Origin of the sequence: Salmonella sp. 32020114201800008SM (assembly GCF_017572025.1) — a bacterium.
In the GTDB taxonomy this organism is placed as follows: domain Bacteria; phylum Pseudomonadota; class Gammaproteobacteria; order Enterobacterales; family Enterobacteriaceae; genus Salmonella; species Salmonella enterica.
This window is the reverse complement of record NZ_JAGEQM010000001.1, coordinates 595,260-612,248: the sequence shown is the minus strand read 5'-3', so window position 1 is coordinate 612,248 and position 16,989 is coordinate 595,260. Positions and strand designations below refer to the sequence as shown.

Sequence of the window (16,989 nt, the reverse complement as noted above, 5' to 3'; positions counted from 1 at the left end):
CAGCGGAGTGCTGAGACGCCTGCAGATTATTTCACTTCGATAACATCAAGCCGCAACGCCTCTAAGGAGGTGTCATCTTCTTCCGGCTGCCAGCCAGCGGGCTGCAAGGGAATCTCTTCACGATCGAACGCTAAATCGCCGCCGTCGACGACCTCGGAACCGTGAGTGATTCCTTTGAAATCGAACAGGTTAGTGTCACAAAGGTGAGACGGCACGACATTCTGCATGGCGCTAAACATCGTCTCGATCCGTCCAGGATAGCGCTTATCCCAGTCGCGTAGCATGTCGGCAATCACCTGGCGTTGCAGGTTGGGTTGCGAACCGCACAGATTACAAGGAATGATAGGGAAGGCTTTGGCCTCAGCAAAACGGACAATATCTTTCTCGCGGCAGTAAGCCAGCGGGCGAATCACGATATGTTTGCCGTCATCGCTCATCAGCTTCGGCGGCATCCCTTTCATTTTTCCGCCATAGAACATATTCAGAAACAGGGTTTGCAGAATATCGTCGCGGTGGTGGCCCAGGGCGATTTTGGTCGCGCCCAGTTCAGTCGCCGTACGATACAGGATACCCCGACGCAAACGCGAGCACAGCGAGCAGGTGGTTTTTCCTTCCGGAATCTTCTCTTTCACAATGCCGTAGGTGTTTTCTTCGACGATTTTATATTCTACGCCCAGCTGCTCAAGGTAGGCTGGCAGGATATGTTCCGGGAAACCTGGCTGCTTTTGATCGAGGTTGACGGCGACCAGTGAAAAATTGATCGGGGCGCTTTGTTGCAAATTACGTAAAATTTCCAGCATCGTATAGCTATCTTTGCCGCCAGAAAGGCAAACCATAATGCGATCGCCTTCTTCAATCATATTAAAATCGGCAATCGCTTCGCCAACGTTACGGCGCAGGCGCTTTTGCAACTTGTTGAGGTTGTATTGCTCTTTCTTTGTATTCTTTTGAATTTCTTGCATTATTTCAGTTCTCTGGTACTAAATGGGGCAAATTGGGGGCAAACTTTGCAACTACGATAACCGCGCATTCAACATCGCTATCTGTTCGTCGTTCATGTCATCAATCTACATACCGTAAATTTCATACACCATCTGCGCAGTTTCATGCCCCATTTGGCTGGCGATAAATGCCGGTTCGCTCCTGCCGTCAACAGCCAGCAGGCAAAAGTATGTCGCGTATGGTACGGATTACGGCGACGAATGCCAGCACGTTTTTATGGCAAGATACGCAATGGTTCAAAAGCGTCTTTATTCTGTCATCCGTATTACTTAAGATATCATCACGACCCGAAAAATATTGGAACGAAGAGATGTATGACTAAAGAAGCTGTAATCTTTCTATTTATCGCCATCGTGGTAGAAGTTATCGCCACGATCTCATTAAAATTATCAGATAGTTTTACGCGTCTGGTACCGAGCCTCGTTACTATCATCGGATATTGTATTGCGTTCTGGTGTCTTACCATCCCAATGCGAACCATCCCTGCTGGTATCATTTATGCCATTTGGTCTGGGGTAGGGATTGTTCTTATTGGATTGATAGGATGGTTATTTCTTGGCCAAAAACTGGATATGCCGGCTATTATTGGCATGTTGCTTATTATCTGCGGCGTAATCGTAATCAATCTGTTTTCAAAAAGTGTCAGTCACTAGGCGATGATGATGATTGATTTGAGCCCGCACTCTCTTATGCGGGCTCGGGTATTTAGCGCACCACCAGTACGGAGCATTCCGCATGACGCACAACGGCTGCGGCGTTGGAACCCAACAGATAGGTAGTAATATCCGGGCGATGCGAGGCGATAATCACCATATCGGCCGGTAATTTTTTTGCCATTTCCAGAATCTTATCTTTAGGAGAGCCTTCTGCAACGTGCGCCTGCACGCGGTCCGCAGGAAGGTTGAATTTCTTGATAATCGCTTCCAGTTGAGATTTGGCTTCGGCTTTCAAATCGTCCATTGCGGGAAGCTCTGCTGAATAAGCCAGTCCCAGGGAAGCGTAATAGGGCAAAGACGGGATTACAGTCAAAAAGTGCACTTTAGCGTCGTCAATCTTTGCTTCGGCTTCAACATGTGAAATCACGCGTTGAGTTAATTCTGAATCTGAAATATCGATGGGTACAAGAATCGTTCTGTTCATAAAACCTCCTGTTTAAGTATCCACTGAAATTCTACTCCCTAAAGGCACTTTATGTACAATGACATACGTCACATTTTAGGTGCTGCTCCACGATACTCTGCGGGGACTACCAACAGGGGAGGACGGCGTAATATTAAGCGCATTCCCCGTAAATAATCAGCGAGTTGACGTTAAAACGTTATTTATGCCTTGTCAGGAAAGACCTAAAAAGAGATGTTACCGTTTAATTCAATAATTAATGAAATAATTTGCAGTGAAATAGATATAATTTATACGAATGCTTTTGGGGGTATTATACGAAATAAAAATTATACAATATCATTCGGTTACGATATTCTACGCCTGTTATATGCCTTTATTGTCACATATTCATTTTGTCGCTGGGCCATTGCGTTAACCTTTGCTTTCCAGCGTATAAATTGACAAGCCCGAACGAATGTTCGGGCTTTTTTTGTTTCCAGGTTAATCCTTAGAATATTTTTTAATCTGCGCCGGGTTTTTCCGCTTTTCCTGCCAGCAAGGCAAGAAAGTCATAGCGTTTTTGCAAATCCAATGCGGCATCTCGCCATAATTGTTCAGCTACTTCAGGCTGTTGCGCATTCAGGCGACGGAAACGCTGTTCATTAAGCAACGTTTCCGCAAGCGCATCTGACGGTGGCCGAGAGTCCAGAGCCAGCAGCGGTTTACCTTCATCCGCACGGCGGGGATCAAAGCGGTATAACGGCCAGAAACCGGTCGCCGTTAACTGGCGCATCTGGTCATGGCTTAGCGCCAGATCGTAGCCATGTTCTTCACAGGGGCTATAGGCAATGATCAGCGACGGTCCTGGCCAGGCTTCGGCCTCCTGGATGGCTTTCACCGTCTGGTTTAACTGCGCGCCCAGCGAGATTTGCGCGACATAAACATGACCATACATCATCATGCTGACACCAAGATCTTTACGGGCTTTACGCTTGCCATGTTCGCCAAACTTAGTGACGGCGCCAAGCGGCGTCGCCTTCGACGCCTGGCCGCCAGTATTGGAATAACACTGCGTATCCAGAACCAGAATATTGACATTCTCCGTCAGGCTTAACACATGGTCTAAACCGCCAAAGCCGATGTCGTATGCCCAACCATCGCCGCCAATCAGCCAGATTGATTTTTCTATCAGCGCATCAGCATCCTTTAACAGTTCCTCTGCGCCCGCAACCGATTTCAGATGTTGGCGTAATGCGGCGACCTGCTCACGCCGAACGTCAGGCGTTGCTTCGGCATGCAGCGCATCGTTTAATTCCGCCGGAATGCGATCGGCGAATTGCGCCAGTAAACGCATGACGCGCGCCCGGTGCTGATCCACGCTCAGACGGAAACCGAGACCAAATTCCGCGTTATCTTCAAATAACGAATTCGCCCATGCCGGGCCGCGTCCGTTGGCATCGGTGGTATAAGGCGTTGAGGGTAAGTTACCGCCGTAAATAGAGGAACACCCCGTGGCGTTAGCGATTAACATTCTGTCGCCATATAACTGAGTCAGCAGTTTAATATACGGCGTTTCACCGCAGCCGGAACAGGCGCCGGAATATTCAAACAGCGGCGTAATAAGCTGCGATGTGCGGATATCAATTCGTTCCAGTTTGCTGCGATCGATTTCCGGTAAGTCGAGGAAAAAGTCATAATTCACTTTCTCTTCTTCCACATGCTCCAGGCGCGACATCATGTTAATCGCCTTGATCTGTGGATTTTGCCGATCTTTAGCCGGGCAGACCTCTACGCATAAATTACAGCCAGTACAGTCTTCCGGCGCGACCTGCAGCACATATTTCTGGCCGCGCATATCGCGGGACTTCACGTCCAGCGAATGCAGACTGGCTGGCGCGTTCTCCATCGCCTGCGGGGAAACGACTTTCGCACGAATCGCCGAGTGAGGGCAGGCGGCGACGCAGTGATTACATTGTGTACACAGTTCCTCTTTCCAGACAGGAATCTCTTCGGCGATATTGCGTTTTTCCCAGCGGGTGGTGCCCATTGGCCATGTTCCGTCCGGCGGCAGCGCGGAAACAGGCAGTGCGTCGCCAAGGCCCGCCAACATGGCGGCGGTAACGGTTTTCACGAAATCCGGCGCGGCGTCGGAGACGACCGGCGGGCGATGCGCGCTGTGCGGATTAACCGCCTGCAACGGTACTTCCGCCAGCGATTCCTGCGCCAGAGCCAATGCCTGCCAGTTACGCTCAACCAGATCCTGACCTTTGCTGCTATAGCTTTTGGCAATCGCGCCCTGCAACTCAACCAGGGCGCTATCGCCCGGAAGAATATGCGTCAGGTGGAAGAAAGCCATTTGCATGACGGTATTGATGCGGGCGCCAAGTCCACATTCGCGGGCGATTTTCGCCGCGTTAACCACGTAAAAACGCGCCTTTTTCTGTTTCAACACCGCCTGAACTTCTTGCGGCAGACGCGACCAGACCTCGTCGGCGCTGTACGGCGTATTAAGCAGAAAGATACCGCCGGGCTTCAGACGCTCCGCCATCTGATATTTATCGATAAACTGTAATTGATGGCAGCCGACAAAATCCGCCTGAGCAATTAAGTAAGCGGAACGAATGGGTTTTTCGCTGACGCGCAGGTGCGATACCGTGAGCCCGCCAGCTTTTTTAGAGTCATAAACGAAATAACCTTGCGCATACCACGGCGTAGAATTACCGATAATTTTAATATTATTTTTCGTGGCGGATACGCTGCCGTCGCTTCCCAGGCCGTAAAATAACGCTTCAAGTTTAGCGCTGCCGGGCAGGGTATTTTCCGGTAATGGCAGCGAGAGGTTAGTAACGTCATCATAAATGCCCACCGTAAACCGTGGTTTGGGTTTCGCGCGGCTGAGTTCATTAAAGACCGCCAGTACGCACGCCGGGCCGAACTCTTTGGATGATAGCCCATAACGGCCGCCAATGGTGCGCGGCAACGTTTCGCGCTCGCCATTATTAAAGGCTTCCGCCAGTGCGGTCATCACGTCCAGATAAAGCGGCTCGGCCTGCGCGCCAGGCTCTTTGGTGCGATCCAGCACGGCGATAGCGCGAACGGTTTCCGGTAATGCCTGTAACAAATGTTTGGCGGAGAAGGGGCGGAACAGACGGACTTTCAGAACGCCGACCTTTTCTCCGCGTATCAGTAGCTCGTCCACGACCTCTTCGCAGGTGCCGAGGGCGGAGCCCATCATAATGATGACGCGTTCAGCCTGGGGATGGCCATAATATTCAAATGGCTGGTAGTGGCGGCCCGTAGCGTCGCCAAATGCCTTCATCGCCTCTTCAACATGATCATAAACGGCGTTGTACCACGGGTTGGTCGCTTCGCGAGACTGGAAGTAGGTGTCCGGATTCGCTGAAGTTCCACGAATCACCGGATGTTCCGGATTCAGCGCGCGGGCGCGGTGAGCGTCGATCTCCGCCTGCGGCATCAGGTTCAGAATGGTTTCATCCGTTAGCGGTATAATTTTGTTGATTTCATGCGATGTACGGAAGCCATCAAAAAAATGAATAAACGGAACGCGGCTTTTCAGCGTAGCCCTGTGCGCGATCAGCGCAAAATCCTGCGCTTCCTGAACGCTGGCGGCGCATAACATCGCGCAGCCTGTCTGGCGGACCGCCATCACATCGGAATGGTCGCCAAAAATAGAAAGCGCGTGTGTGGCGACGGTGCGCGCGGCAACGTGCAGTACAAACGGCGTGAGCTGCCCCGCCAGTTTATACAGCGTTGGAATCATCAGCAGCAGCCCCTGCGATGATGTAAATGACGTAGAAAGCGAACCGGTTTGTAACGCACCGTGAACGGCGGCGATCGCGCCGCCTTCCGACTGCATCTCTACCACACGCGGCGTATCGCCCCAGACATTTTTAAGCCCATTACCGGCCCAGGCATCCGCTTGTTCAGCCATTGTTGAACTGGGCGTAATCGGGTAAATGGCGATAACCTCGCTGGTACGGAACGCCACCGACGCTACCGCGCCATTACCGTCAATTGTTTGCATATGACACCCTTACATTGCGCAAAAAAGAGGGACACGCATAATCGTGAGCGCATCCTGTAGTTATCCTTTTATTTTAGCAAAGCCCTTCAAGCCCCATTTTCGCTTTTGTGTCCCTGGCGGGAGGAGAATGGCGATTTCTTGCCGAAAAGACGTAAAAAATTGCCAATAAATGTTAATGAAGCGCATAAATGCGCGCTTTGCCTCTCGACGCGTCAGTTTCTGCTGCCTATTATTTAGGGCGGTGTCGTTTGGATGAATAAACAGAGGGGAGAGAAATGCGCGCAGCGTTTTGGGTGGGATGTGCCGCGTTATTATTGTCGGCTTGCAGTAGCGAACCTGTTCAGCAGGCAACCGCGGCACATGTTTCGCCAGGGATGAAAGCGGCGATGTCCAGCGCCGGCGAAGCGAATTGCGCTATGATTGGCGGTTCGCTTTCAGCGGCCCGGCAGCTTGATGGTTCAGTAATTGGTATGTGCGCGCTACCCAACGGCAAACGTTGTAGCGAACAGTCGCTTGCCGCCGGAAACTGCGGGAGTTACTAAGCGCGGCGTTTCGCCTGACGCGTATAACTTTTCACTTAATGGCTTAGTGCGCTAAATCCGCCAGTTTATACATTAGCGTTGTTTCTGCCGTCGCCAGCGTTAATTGGTTCGCAGTTAAATCGACCTGCGCGCCTTTGCTGAAGAGCTCGCTGAGGGTGCCGTCCAGCGCATTAAGCTGCGGATCGGCGCACATCATTCGGGTCATCGCTAAATTTTTCACTTTTAATTCGCCGTCAGACAGTTTTCCTTCGCCGGTGAATTGATTGCACATTTTGCCGGATACCGTCATGTCCTCGCCAAAGCTGAGCTCCGGGCCGGTGACCGTTTTACCGTTTACGCTTTCCAGAACAAAGCGGTGGTGCTCCAGTTGCTCGCGTTTGACGGACACTTTTCCACTGCTCACACACCCTGCCATTATGATGCTCAGGGCGACCAGCGTGACGATTTTCTTCATTGATATTCTCTGTAATCTGATAGTTAACACTGACTATAGTAATGATATGACCGGATAGATCTTCAGGGGTTATCCGAAAATGCTCCCCTGAGCGCAGGGGAGCGACAGGATTAGAACAGCGCGTTCGGGCAGGCTTCGCCCTTCTCAAGCTGGCTTAAGTTTTGTAACGTGGTTTCAGAGATGCTGATCAGCGCTTCTGCGGTCAGGAATGCCTGGTGCCCCGTAAACAGTACGTTATGGCAGGCCGACAGACGGCGGAAAACATCATCCTGGATAACATCGTTTGACTTGTCTTCAAAGAACAGGTCGCGTTCGTTTTCATACACATCCATCCCCAGCGAGCCGATTTTCTGATTCTTCAGAGCTTCGATAGCCGCCTGGGAATCAATCAGCGCGCCACGACTGGTATTAATGACCATAACGCCATTTTTCATTTGATCGAATGCCGCATGGTTCAGTAAATGGTAGTTTTCCGGCGTGAGCGGGCAGTGCAGAGAAATGACATCTGATTCGGCAAACAACGTTTGCAGATCCACATACTCGACGCCGAGGTCAAGTGCGGCGGTGCTGGGATAGGGATCAAACGCCAGTAAACGCATTCCGAAGCCTTTCAGGATACGCAGCGCGGCGACGCCGATTTTACCGGTACCAATGACGCCAGCGGTTTTTCCGTGCATGGTAAAGCCGGTCAGTCCCTCAAGGGAAAAGTTAGCGTCGCGGGTGCGTTGATAAGCGCGGTGAATACGGCGGTTCAATGTCATCATCATGCCAATCGCATGTTCAGCGACGGCTTCCGGAGAATAAGCCGGCACGCGGACCACCTGCAAACCGAGCTCTTTAGCGGCATCCAGGTCGACATTATTAAATCCGGCGCAACGCAGCGCGATGTATTTCACGCCGTGTTTTTTCAGCTCTTCCAGTACCGGTCGGCTCCCGTCGTCATTCACGAAGATACACACTGCTTCACATCCATTGGCGGTTTTCGCTGTTTTCTCGGTCAGCAGAAAATCAAAAAACTCCAGTTCAAAACCGAACGCTTCGTTCACTTGCTGTAGATATTTCTTGTCATACTGTTTGGTACTATAGACGGCGAGTTTCATATGACCTTCTCCAGTGATGTTAGAATCACACAAATATGCTTAAAATTATCTTACAAAAAATCAAAAATAATTGATAGTCATACATATAATGAATAATTTTAGGTTATCATTCTCCACAACGCCTCAAATAGCCGGAGGGCGCCCCTGCAACATGAACTATTAGGCTATGTACGGGCAATCATGCCAAAATAAAGAGATAGCCGACTGAATTTTTCGTTAAATCAGGAAATTAATGGCCCATGAAGGGTAAATATAAAGCCGCCCTTGCGCTACTGTTACTGCTGATTCTTATCCCACTGACGCTACTGATGACCCTCGGGCTGTGGGTTCCCACTCTGGCGGGAATTTGGCTACCCGTCGGTACCCGTATCGCTCTGGAACAAAGTCCACGCCTGACACGTCATGGGTTAGTGATTCCCGATCTTCGCTATCTGGTCAATGATTGTTCGTTAGCGCATATTACCCAGGCGGAACTGACGCATCCCAGCCGTTGGTTGCTGAATATTAAAAGCCTCAAACTGGATGCCGCGTGCCTGGCGAAACTGCCCGCTACGGAAGCTTCTCCCGCCGCGCCGCGTACGCTGGCGCAGTGGCAGTCAATGCTGCCCAATACCTGGATTAACATCGATAATGTCATTCTCGCGCCTTGGCCGGAATGGCAGGGCAAGCTGGCGATCTCCATGACGCCGGTCATTCAGCAGATACGTTATCAGGGCGCAAAAGTAAAATTTCAAGGGCAGCTACGCGGTCAGGCATTGACGGTGAGCCAACTGGAGATCGCCGCGCTGGCCAACCAGCCTCCCGTTAGCCTGGCGGGGGAATTTGTGTTGCCGCTGGTACCGGATGGCCTGCCGGTCAGCGGTCATGCGGCAGCGACCTTGCGTCTGCCGCAGGAACCGTCGCTGGTGGATGCGGAACTGGAGTGGCGTGATAACGCCGGACAGCTCATCGTGATGGCGCGAGGTAATCCTGACCCGATTCTCGATCTCCCCTGGGCGGTAACGCGTCAGCGGCTTACCATCAGCGATGGCCGCTGGAACTGGCCATATCAGGGATTCCCCTTGAGCGGACGTCTGGCTTTTAATATCGATAACTGGCAAGCCGGGCCGGATAATGCGCAAGTCAGTGGACGCCTGAATATTCTGACCCAGGGCGATGCCGGTAAAGCGAACGCTGTACTGACTATCGGCCCGGGAAAACTCAGCATGGATAGCAGTGAGATGCCTCTACAGCTTACCGGCGAGGCTAAACAGAAGGATTTAATCTTTTATGCCGTATTGCCCGCTATGTTCCGCGGCAGTCTGGCCGATCCGCAGCTCACCTTTGCACCTGGCGCATTGCTACGCTCGCGCGGGCGGGTGATTGATGCGTTAGATATTGATGAAATTCGTTGGCCGCTGGCGGGCGTTAAGGTGACGCCGCGCGGCGTTGATGGCCGATTACAGGCTATTTTACGGGCGCACGAAAATGAGATGGGCGATTTCGTTCTTCATCTTGATGGCCTGGCCAATGATTTTCTCCCTGATGCTGGTCGCTGGCGGTGGCGCTATTGGGGGCAAGGAAGCTTTACGCCAATGCGCGCCCACTGGGATATTGCCGGACAGGGCGAATGGCATGATAACACCATCAGGTTGACCAGTTTGTCCACCGGTTTTGATCAGTTGCACTATGGCGCAATGACTGTCACATCGCCAAGACTGGCGCTGAATAAACCTATTGTCTGGGTTCGCGACGCCACAACGCCGTCGCTACAGGGCGCGCTGTCTCTGGTGGCGGGGAAAACCGTATTTACCAGTGGGAGCGTGCTGCCGCCTTCTACCCTTAATTTTAGCGTTGAAGGGCGAGAGCCAACCCTGTTCCAGTTTAAAGGCGACCTTCGGGCGGGGGCGATAGGGCCGGTACGGCTGAATGGGCGCTGGGATGGCGAACGCCTTCGTGGACAGGCTTGGTGGCCGAAGCAGTCGCTTATCGTTTTCCAGCCGTTGCTTCCACCGGACTGGAAAATGACGCTGCGCGAAGGCTCACTGTATGCGCAGGTGGCTTTTTCCGCCGCACAGGGGCAGGGGTTTGAAGCGGGTGGACACGGCGTGTTAAAAGGCGGTAGCGCCTGGATGCCGGATAACAAAATCAACGGCGTCGATTTCATTCTGCCATTTCGCTTCCACAACGGTGCGTGGCAATTGGGGACGCGCGGGCCCGTCTCGCTGCGTATTGCCGGGATAGTCAACCAGGTCACGGCGAAAAATATCACCGCCGATTTACAGGGTGGTTATCCCTGGAGCGAGTCGAATCCATTACTGCTAAGCGATGTCAGCGTAGACGTGCTGGGCGGTCAAATCATTATGAAACAGTTGCGAATGCCGCAGCACGACCCGGCGCTTTTACGGGTGCAAAATATTTCATCCAGCGAATTGATTAGCGCCATAAATCCAAAGCAATTCGCCATGTCTGGTCCGGTTAGCGGCGCGCTGCCGCTATGGCTGAACAATGAAAAATGGATAATCAAAGATGGCTGGCTTACGAATCCTGGGCCAATGACGTTGCGTATCGATAAAGATACTGCGGATGCGGTGGTGAAGGATAATGTCACGGCAGGCTCGGCGATCAACTGGCTACGTTATATGGAGATTACGCATTCGTGGACGAAAATTAACGTTGATAACCTGGGCGTACTAACGATGCAGGCGGCTATTACCGGCAAAAGCCGGGTAGATGGTAAAACCGCGATCGTTAACTTGAACTATACCCATGAAGAAAATGTGTTTACGCTGTGGCGCAGTTTGCGTTTTGGCGACAATTTACAGGCATGGCTTGAACAAAATACAGCGTTGCCGCAACCTCCTTGCCGGAAAGACAAGGACTGTGAGGATAAATAATGAAAATGAGTATTGCCATGCTGTCAGCGCTTGCGTCATTTATCGTGGTGGGCTGCACGCCACGTATTGAAGTCGCCGCGCCGGAACAGCCGATTACCATCAACATGAATGTAAAGATCGAGCATGAAATACATATCAAAGTCGATAAAGATGTTGAAGAACTCCTGAAATCACGCAGCGATCTATTCTGAGGCCATAATGAAAAAGTATTTAATGCTATGGGTGCTGACGCTGAGCTTGCTCACACCTTCTGTATGGGCCTTAACCCTGGACGAAGCGCGCACGCAGGGCCGGGTCGGGGAAACGCTGAATGGCTATCTGGTGGCCTTAAAGAATGATGCCGAAACCCAGAAACTGGTGCTTGATATTAATCATGCCCGCCGCGCCAGTTATCAGCAGTTAGCGGATAGCAATCATCTTCCCGTGGACGAGGTGGCGAAGATGGCAGGGCAAAAACTGGTTGAGCGCGCCAGGCCGGGAGAATATGTCCAGGGAATTAATGGCAAATGGATGCGTAAATAACCGCTTCCCGACAATTTTTTTACCGCAAAATGCATTTTTATATGGGTAATTTTTGAATACGGAGGTCGTATTTACATTAGGCGAACCGGAAGGCTATTTCTATACTGTCGACTGGTATCACTATTCGCGAGAGTAACCAGGTATGACGTCTGAAAAATTATCTGCTGCTTGCCATTGTGGCAGCGTCGTGTTTACCGTTCAACTTAGCGATGGCTTTCATACCGCCAGGCGCTGCAACTGTTCGTTTTGCCGGATGCGCGGAGCGGTGGCAGTGTCTGCGCCGCTATCGGGTATTAAAGTGCTAAAAGGGCAGGATAAGCTTACCGAATATCGCTTCAATACGGGCAAGGCGGTGCATTTTTTCTGTTCGGTATGCGGGATATATACTTTTCATCAGCGCCGATCCAATCCCGATCAATATGGGGTCAATGTGGCGTGCATCGAAAATGTGTCGCCTTTTGATTTCGCCTGCGTTGAAGTCAATGATGGGGTAACGCATCCCAGCGATGGCGGCAGTAGCGGCGTGGTAGGATATTTGCGCTACGAACCGGAGACGTTGCCTCCCGTCGAAACGGGAGGCAAAAATATTTAAGCGGCCACGACGCTGTCAATCGCGGCTTTTGCATCGGCCTGAGCTTTAGCCGCCACTTCCGGCCCGTAGGCGATGCCTTCGGCAAAGACAAAATTCACGTCGGTAATACCGATAAAACCAAGGAACACTTTCAGGTAAGGCGCAATCAAATCCGTCGGGGTGTCTTTATGGATACCGCCGCGGCTGGAGAGAACCACCGCGCGTTTACCGGTTACCAGACCTTCCGGGCCTTTTTCGGTATAGCGGAAAGTGATACCGGCGCGGGCAATCAGATCAAAGTAGTTTTTCAGCTGCGTCGGGATATTGAAATTGTACATCGGCGCCGCAATAACGATGACGTCGTGGGCTTTCAGTTCAGCAATGAGTTCATCAGACAGCGCCAGAGCGTCCTGCTGACGTGGCGTTAAAGGCGCATCGCCCGGACGCATCGCGCCCACCAGCTCGCCATCCAGCACCGGAACAGGGTTGGCCGCCAGATCGCGGACAGTAATTTCATCTGCGACGTGTTTTTCGCGCCATTGTTCAATAAAATAGTCAGTCAACTGACCAGACTGAGAGTACCCTGCCAGAATACTGGATTTAAGAACTAATACCTTGCTCATGGGTGTTTCCTTTTATGTGTTTGAAGGGGCGTGCCCCGTTGCTTGTTGACACTTTATTCACAAATATGTCGCAGGGATAGCGCAATATATCGAACCCTTTGTTCGAAATTATTGAACAACACAAAAAAAGCCCCAATGTGGTACTCTATACCTATCATTTAAAACGATTTTAAACAGGCAGAATGCTGCCCAAGAGCTTTATGACTGAACAATCTACGTTGACGCTTCAGGTGTTACAGCAGCGGCTGGATGCACTGATGCTGCGCGACAAACAGCGCTTTGCGCGCCGCCTGCATGGCGTAAAGAAAGTAAAAAATCCTGATGCGCAACAGGCCATTTTCCAGACGATGGCGAAAGAAATTGAACAGGCTGCGGCGCAAGTCGCCCTCCGCGAAGCGGCGCGCCCCTCAATCACTTATCCGCAAAATTTGCCTGTTAGCCAGAAGAAACAGGACATTCTGGAAGCGATCCGCGATCATCAGGTGGTGATCGTAGCAGGGGAAACCGGTTCCGGTAAAACCACCCAGTTGCCGAAAATTTGTATGGAGCTGGGACGCGGGATTAAAGGACTTATTGGACATACTCAGCCGCGTCGCCTGGCGGCGCGCACCGTCGCTCACCGCATTGCCGAAGAGTTGCAAACGGAGCCAGGCGGCTGCATCGGCTATAAAGTTCGTTTCAGCGATCATGTCAGTAGCAACACCATGGTCAAACTGATGACGGACGGTATCCTGCTGGCGGAAATCCAGCAGGACAGACTATTGATGCAGTATGACACCATCATTATTGATGAAGCGCATGAACGCAGCCTGAATATTGACTTCTTGCTCGGCTATCTGAAAGAGCTTCTGCCGCGTCGCCCCGATCTGAAAGTGATTATTACCTCTGCGACCATCGACCCGGAACGCTTCTCGCGCCACTTTAATAACGCGCCGATTATTGAAGTCTCTGGCCGAACGTATCCCGTAGAGGTTCGTTATCGCCCCATCGTGGAAGAGGCTGACGACACTGAACGCGATCAGCTACAGGCAATTTTCGACGCTGTTGATGAACTGGGGCGTGAAAGTCCCGGCGATATCCTGATTTTTATGAGCGGAGAGCGGGAAATCCGCGATACCGCCGACGCCCTGAACAAGCTGAACTTACGGCATACCGAAGTGTTGCCGCTGTATGCACGCTTGTCGAACAGCGAACAGAACCGCGTTTTCCAGTCGCACAGCGGACGCCGTATCGTGCTGGCGACTAACGTGGCGGAAACCTCGCTGACGGTGCCGGGTATCAAGTATGTGATCGATCCTGGCACTGCGCGCATCAGCCGCTACAGCTACCGCACTAAAGTGCAGCGCCTGCCGATTGAACCGATCTCACAGGCTTCCGCCAACCAGCGTAAAGGGCGTTGCGGACGCGTATCGGAAGGGATTTGCATTCGTCTGTATTCGGAAGATGACTTTTTGTCACGTCCGGAATTTACCGACCCGGAAATTCTACGTACCAACCTGGCGTCGGTTATTTTGCAGATGACCGCCCTGGGGCTGGGTGACATTGCCGCCTTCCCGTTTGTCGAAGCGCCGGATAAGCGCAATATTCAGGATGGCGTGCGTTTGTTGGAAGAGCTGGGGGCGATTACCGCCGACGAACAGCAAACGGCATATAAGCTGACGCCGCTGGGCCGACAATTATCTCAGCTGCCGGTCGACCCGCGCCTGGCGCGTATGGTTCTGGAAGCGCAAAAACATGGCTGTGTGCGCGAAGCGATGATCATTACTTCCGCACTCTCTATTCAGGACCCGCGCGAACGCCCTGTGGACAAGCAGCAGGCTTCCGATGAGAAACACCGGCGTTTCCATGATAAGGAATCCGATTTTCTGGCGTTTGTTAACCTGTGGAATTACCTCGGCGAGCAACAAAAGGCCCTGTCGTCGAATCAATTCCGCCGTCTGTGTCGCACCGACTATCTGAACTATTTACGCGTGCGTGAGTGGCAGGATATCTATACCCAACTGCGTCAGGTGGTAAAAGAACTGGGGATTCCGGTAAACAGCGAACCCGCAGAGTACCGGGAAATTCACGTTGCGTTGTTAACGGGGCTGTTGTCGCATATCGGGATGAAAGATGCCGATAAACAAGAGTACACCGGCGCGCGTAACGCCCGATTCTCTATTTTCCCCGGTTCCGGTTTATTCAAAAAACCGCCGAAATGGACAATGGTCGCAGAACTGGTGGAGACCAGCCGCCTGTGGGGGCGCATCGCTGCCCGCATTGAGCCAGAATGGGTGGAACCGGTAGCCCAGCACCTGATTAAACGTTCATATAGCGAACCGCACTGGGAGCGGGCGCAAGGCGCGGTGATGGCGACGGAAAAGGTTACTGTCTACGGTCTGCCGATTGTCGCCGCGCGCAAGGTGAATTACAGCCAGATTGACCCGGCGTTGTGTCGCGAGTTGTTCATCCGCCATGCGCTGGTGGAGGGGGACTGGCAAACCCGTCATGCCTTCTTCCGTGAGAATCTAAAATTGCGTGCGGAAGTCGAGGAACTTGAGCACAAATCTCGCCGCCGCGATATCCTGGTGGATGACGATACCCTGTTTGAGTTTTATGACCAGCGTATTAGCCATGACGTTATTTCCGCCCGCCACTTTGATAGTTGGTGGAAAAAAATCAGCCGCGAGACGCCGGATCTGCTCAACTTTGAAAAAAGTATGCTGATTAAAGAAGGCGCGGAAAAAATCAGCAAACTGGATTACCCGAATTTCTGGCACCAGGGCAATCTCAAGCTGCGTTTGAGCTATCAGTTTGAACCGGGCGCGGATGCTGACGGCGTGACCGTCCATATTCCGTTGCCGCTACTTAACCAGGTTGACGAGAGCGGTTTTGAATGGCAGATCCCAGGGCTGCGCCGTGAATTAGTTATTGCGCTGATTAAATCGTTGCCAAAACCGGTACGTCGCAACTTTGTTCCGGCGCCAAACTATGCTGAAGCGTTTTTAGGTCGCGTAACGCCGCTGGAGCTGCCGCTGCTGGACGCTCTGGAGCGTGAACTGCGCCGGATGACCGGCGTCACGGTCGATCGGGAAGACTGGCATTGGGATCAGGTGCCCGAGCATCTGAAAATCACGTTTCGCGTGGTGAATGACAAAAACAAGAAACTGCAGGAAGGGCGTTCGCTCGCCGAGCTTAAAAATGCGCTGAAAGGCAAAGTGCAGGAGACGCTCTCGGCGGTGGCGGATGACGGCATCGAGCAGAGCGGGCTGCATATCTGGAGTTTCGGCGAGCTGCCGGAAAGCTACGAACAGAAACGCGGTAATTATAAAGTGAAGGCGTGGCCGGCGTTAGTGGATGAGCGTGACAGCGTCGCTATCAAATTGTTTGATAATCCGCTGGAACAACAACAGGCGATGTGGTGCGGTTTACGCCGTCTGCTGTTGCTCAATATTCCTTCACCGATTAAGTATCTGCATGAGAAATTGCCGAATAAAGCCAAGCTGGGGCTGTACTTTAACCCGTACGGCAAAGTACTGGAGTTGATTGATGACTGTATCGCCTGCGGGGTAGATAAGCTGATAGATGCCAACGGCGGACCGGTGTGGAGCGAAGCAGGTTTCACCGCGCTGCACGAAAAGGTACGCGCCGAGCTGAATGATACTGTGGTGGATATCGCGAAGCAGGTCGAGCGGATCCTGACGACCGTATTCAATATCAATAAGCGTCTGAAAGGGCGGGTGGATATGAGCATGGCGTTGGGGCTTTCCGATATCAAGGCGCAGATGAGCGGTCTGGTATACCGTGGTTTTGTGACTGGCAACGGCTTTAAACGTCTCGGCGATACGCTGCGTTATCTGCAGGCAATTGAAAAGCGGCTGGAGAAACTGGCTGTCGATCCGCACCGCGATCGGGCGCAAATGCTGAAAGTCGAAAGCGTCCAGCAGGCGTGGCAACAATGGATAAATAAATTGCCTCCAGCGCGTCGCGAAGATGATGATGTTAAAGAGATCCGTTGGATGATTGAAGAACTGCGTGTCAGTTATTTCGCCCAACAGCTCGGTACGCCTTATCCTATTTCTGATAAGCGTATTTTACAGGCCATGGATCAGATTACGGCCTAAAAAGCCAGGCGACGACGTCTTTCAAAGCGATCCGGTACAAGTTCGGAACA

At 52.0% G+C, this 16,989-nt stretch carries 15 protein-coding genes and 1 pseudogene; 8 read left to right on the top strand and 8 right to left on the bottom strand.

The genetic code is table 11. The annotated features are described in order from the left end of the window. Positions 1 to 26: 26 nt before the first annotated feature. Together ttcA and J4613_RS03055 are read right to left on the bottom strand one after the other, a co-directional pair. Complete coding sequence (ttcA, locus tag J4613_RS03060) at positions 27 to 962, bottom strand: tRNA 2-thiocytidine(32) synthetase TtcA (protein ID WP_001156218.1); 936 nt, start codon at positions 960 to 962, stop codon at positions 27 to 29. A 51-nt stretch (positions 963 to 1,013) separates the two neighbouring features. Next, a pseudogene (locus J4613_RS03055) lies at positions 1,014 to 1,216 on the bottom strand (tyrosine-type recombinase/integrase); the annotation flags it as partial. Between J4613_RS03055 and J4613_RS22845 the strand changes: the two are divergent. Both J4613_RS22845 and J4613_RS03050 read left to right on the top strand, forming a co-directional pair. Then, positions 1,172 to 1,324 (top strand): hypothetical protein, encoded by a 153-nt coding sequence (locus J4613_RS22845; protein ID WP_000089155.1) that lies wholly within the window; start codon positions 1,172 to 1,174, stop codon positions 1,322 to 1,324. The pseudogene J4613_RS03055 and the gene J4613_RS22845 sit on opposite strands and share 45 nt — an antisense overlap. Then, positions 1,317 to 1,655, top strand: coding sequence for an SMR family transporter (locus J4613_RS03050; protein ID WP_000159240.1), 339 nt, complete (start codon positions 1,317 to 1,319; stop codon positions 1,653 to 1,655). Before J4613_RS22845 ends, J4613_RS03050 begins: the two co-directional genes overlap by 8 nt. A gap of 52 nt (positions 1,656 to 1,707) precedes the next feature. Here J4613_RS03050 and uspF read toward each other — a convergent pair whose 3' ends face one another. The 3 genes from uspF to J4613_RS03035 form a co-directional block, all read right to left on the bottom strand. Continuing rightward, entirely contained in the window at positions 1,708 to 2,142 is a 435-nt protein-coding gene (gene uspF, locus J4613_RS03045; protein ID WP_001082296.1) for a universal stress protein UspF, read from the bottom strand. Positions 2,143 to 2,623: 481 nt separating this feature from the next. Next, complete coding sequence (nifJ, locus tag J4613_RS03040) at positions 2,624 to 6,148, bottom strand: pyruvate:ferredoxin (flavodoxin) oxidoreductase (RefSeq protein ID WP_111742342.1); 3,525 nt, start codon at positions 6,146 to 6,148, stop codon at positions 2,624 to 2,626. A 60-nt stretch (positions 6,149 to 6,208) separates the two neighbouring features. Continuing rightward, the gene (locus tag J4613_RS03035) at positions 6,209 to 6,508 is read right to left on the bottom strand and encodes a hypothetical protein (RefSeq protein WP_001137722.1); all 300 of its coding nucleotides are present in this window, start codon (positions 6,506 to 6,508) and stop codon (positions 6,209 to 6,211) included. On the opposite strand from J4613_RS03035, the gene J4613_RS03030 reads away from it, so the two are divergent. Next, on the top strand, positions 6,424 to 6,690 hold the full coding sequence (locus J4613_RS03030; protein WP_001200679.1) for a DUF333 domain-containing protein: 267 nt from the start codon (positions 6,424 to 6,426) through the stop codon (positions 6,688 to 6,690). The two genes, J4613_RS03035 and J4613_RS03030, sit on opposite strands and share 85 nt — an antisense overlap. A gap of 43 nt (positions 6,691 to 6,733) precedes the next feature. Here J4613_RS03030 and hslJ read toward each other — a convergent pair whose 3' ends face one another. Continuing rightward, positions 6,734 to 7,144 (bottom strand): heat shock protein HslJ, encoded by a 411-nt coding sequence (gene hslJ, locus J4613_RS03025; RefSeq protein WP_079951418.1) that lies wholly within the window; start codon positions 7,142 to 7,144, stop codon positions 6,734 to 6,736. 110 nt (positions 7,145 to 7,254) lie between these two features. Next, positions 7,255 to 8,244, bottom strand: a complete 990-nt coding sequence (gene ldhA, locus J4613_RS03020; RefSeq protein WP_000762206.1) for a D-lactate dehydrogenase — start codon at positions 8,242 to 8,244, stop codon at positions 7,255 to 7,257. Between the two features lie 239 nt (positions 8,245 to 8,483). On the opposite strand from ldhA, the gene J4613_RS03015 reads away from it, so the two are divergent. The 4 genes from J4613_RS03015 to J4613_RS03000 all read left to right on the top strand — a co-directional run bounded on the left by J4613_RS03015 (position 8,484) and on the right by J4613_RS03000 (position 12,234). Continuing rightward, on the top strand, positions 8,484 to 11,120 hold the full coding sequence (locus J4613_RS03015) for a YdbH family protein (RefSeq protein ID WP_111742343.1): 2,637 nt from the start codon (positions 8,484 to 8,486) through the stop codon (positions 11,118 to 11,120). Beyond that, entirely contained in the window at positions 11,120 to 11,311 is a 192-nt protein-coding gene (locus tag J4613_RS03010; RefSeq protein WP_000784063.1) for a YnbE family lipoprotein, read from the top strand. Before J4613_RS03015 ends, J4613_RS03010 begins: the two co-directional genes overlap by 1 nt. 7 nt (positions 11,312 to 11,318) lie before the next feature. Further along, positions 11,319 to 11,642, top strand: a complete 324-nt coding sequence (locus J4613_RS03005) for a YdbL family protein (RefSeq protein WP_000760414.1) — start codon at positions 11,319 to 11,321, stop codon at positions 11,640 to 11,642. 142 nt (positions 11,643 to 11,784) lie between these two features. Beyond that, positions 11,785 to 12,234: a GFA family protein gene (locus J4613_RS03000; RefSeq protein ID WP_001531579.1), complete on the top strand. Its 450-nt coding sequence runs from the start codon at positions 11,785 to 11,787 to the stop codon at positions 12,232 to 12,234. On the opposite strand, the gene azoR is transcribed toward J4613_RS03000, so the two are convergent. Continuing rightward, the gene (gene azoR / locus J4613_RS02995; protein WP_000048924.1) at positions 12,231 to 12,836 is read right to left on the bottom strand and encodes an FMN-dependent NADH-azoreductase; all 606 of its coding nucleotides are present in this window, start codon (positions 12,834 to 12,836) and stop codon (positions 12,231 to 12,233) included. The genes J4613_RS03000 and azoR overlap by 4 nt on opposite strands. 200 nt (positions 12,837 to 13,036) lie before the next feature. Between azoR and hrpA the strand changes: the two genes are divergently transcribed. Next, positions 13,037 to 16,939, top strand: coding sequence for an ATP-dependent RNA helicase HrpA (hrpA, locus tag J4613_RS02990; RefSeq protein WP_024136401.1), 3,903 nt, complete (start codon positions 13,037 to 13,039; stop codon positions 16,937 to 16,939). Positions 16,940 to 16,989 lie beyond the last annotated feature (50 nt).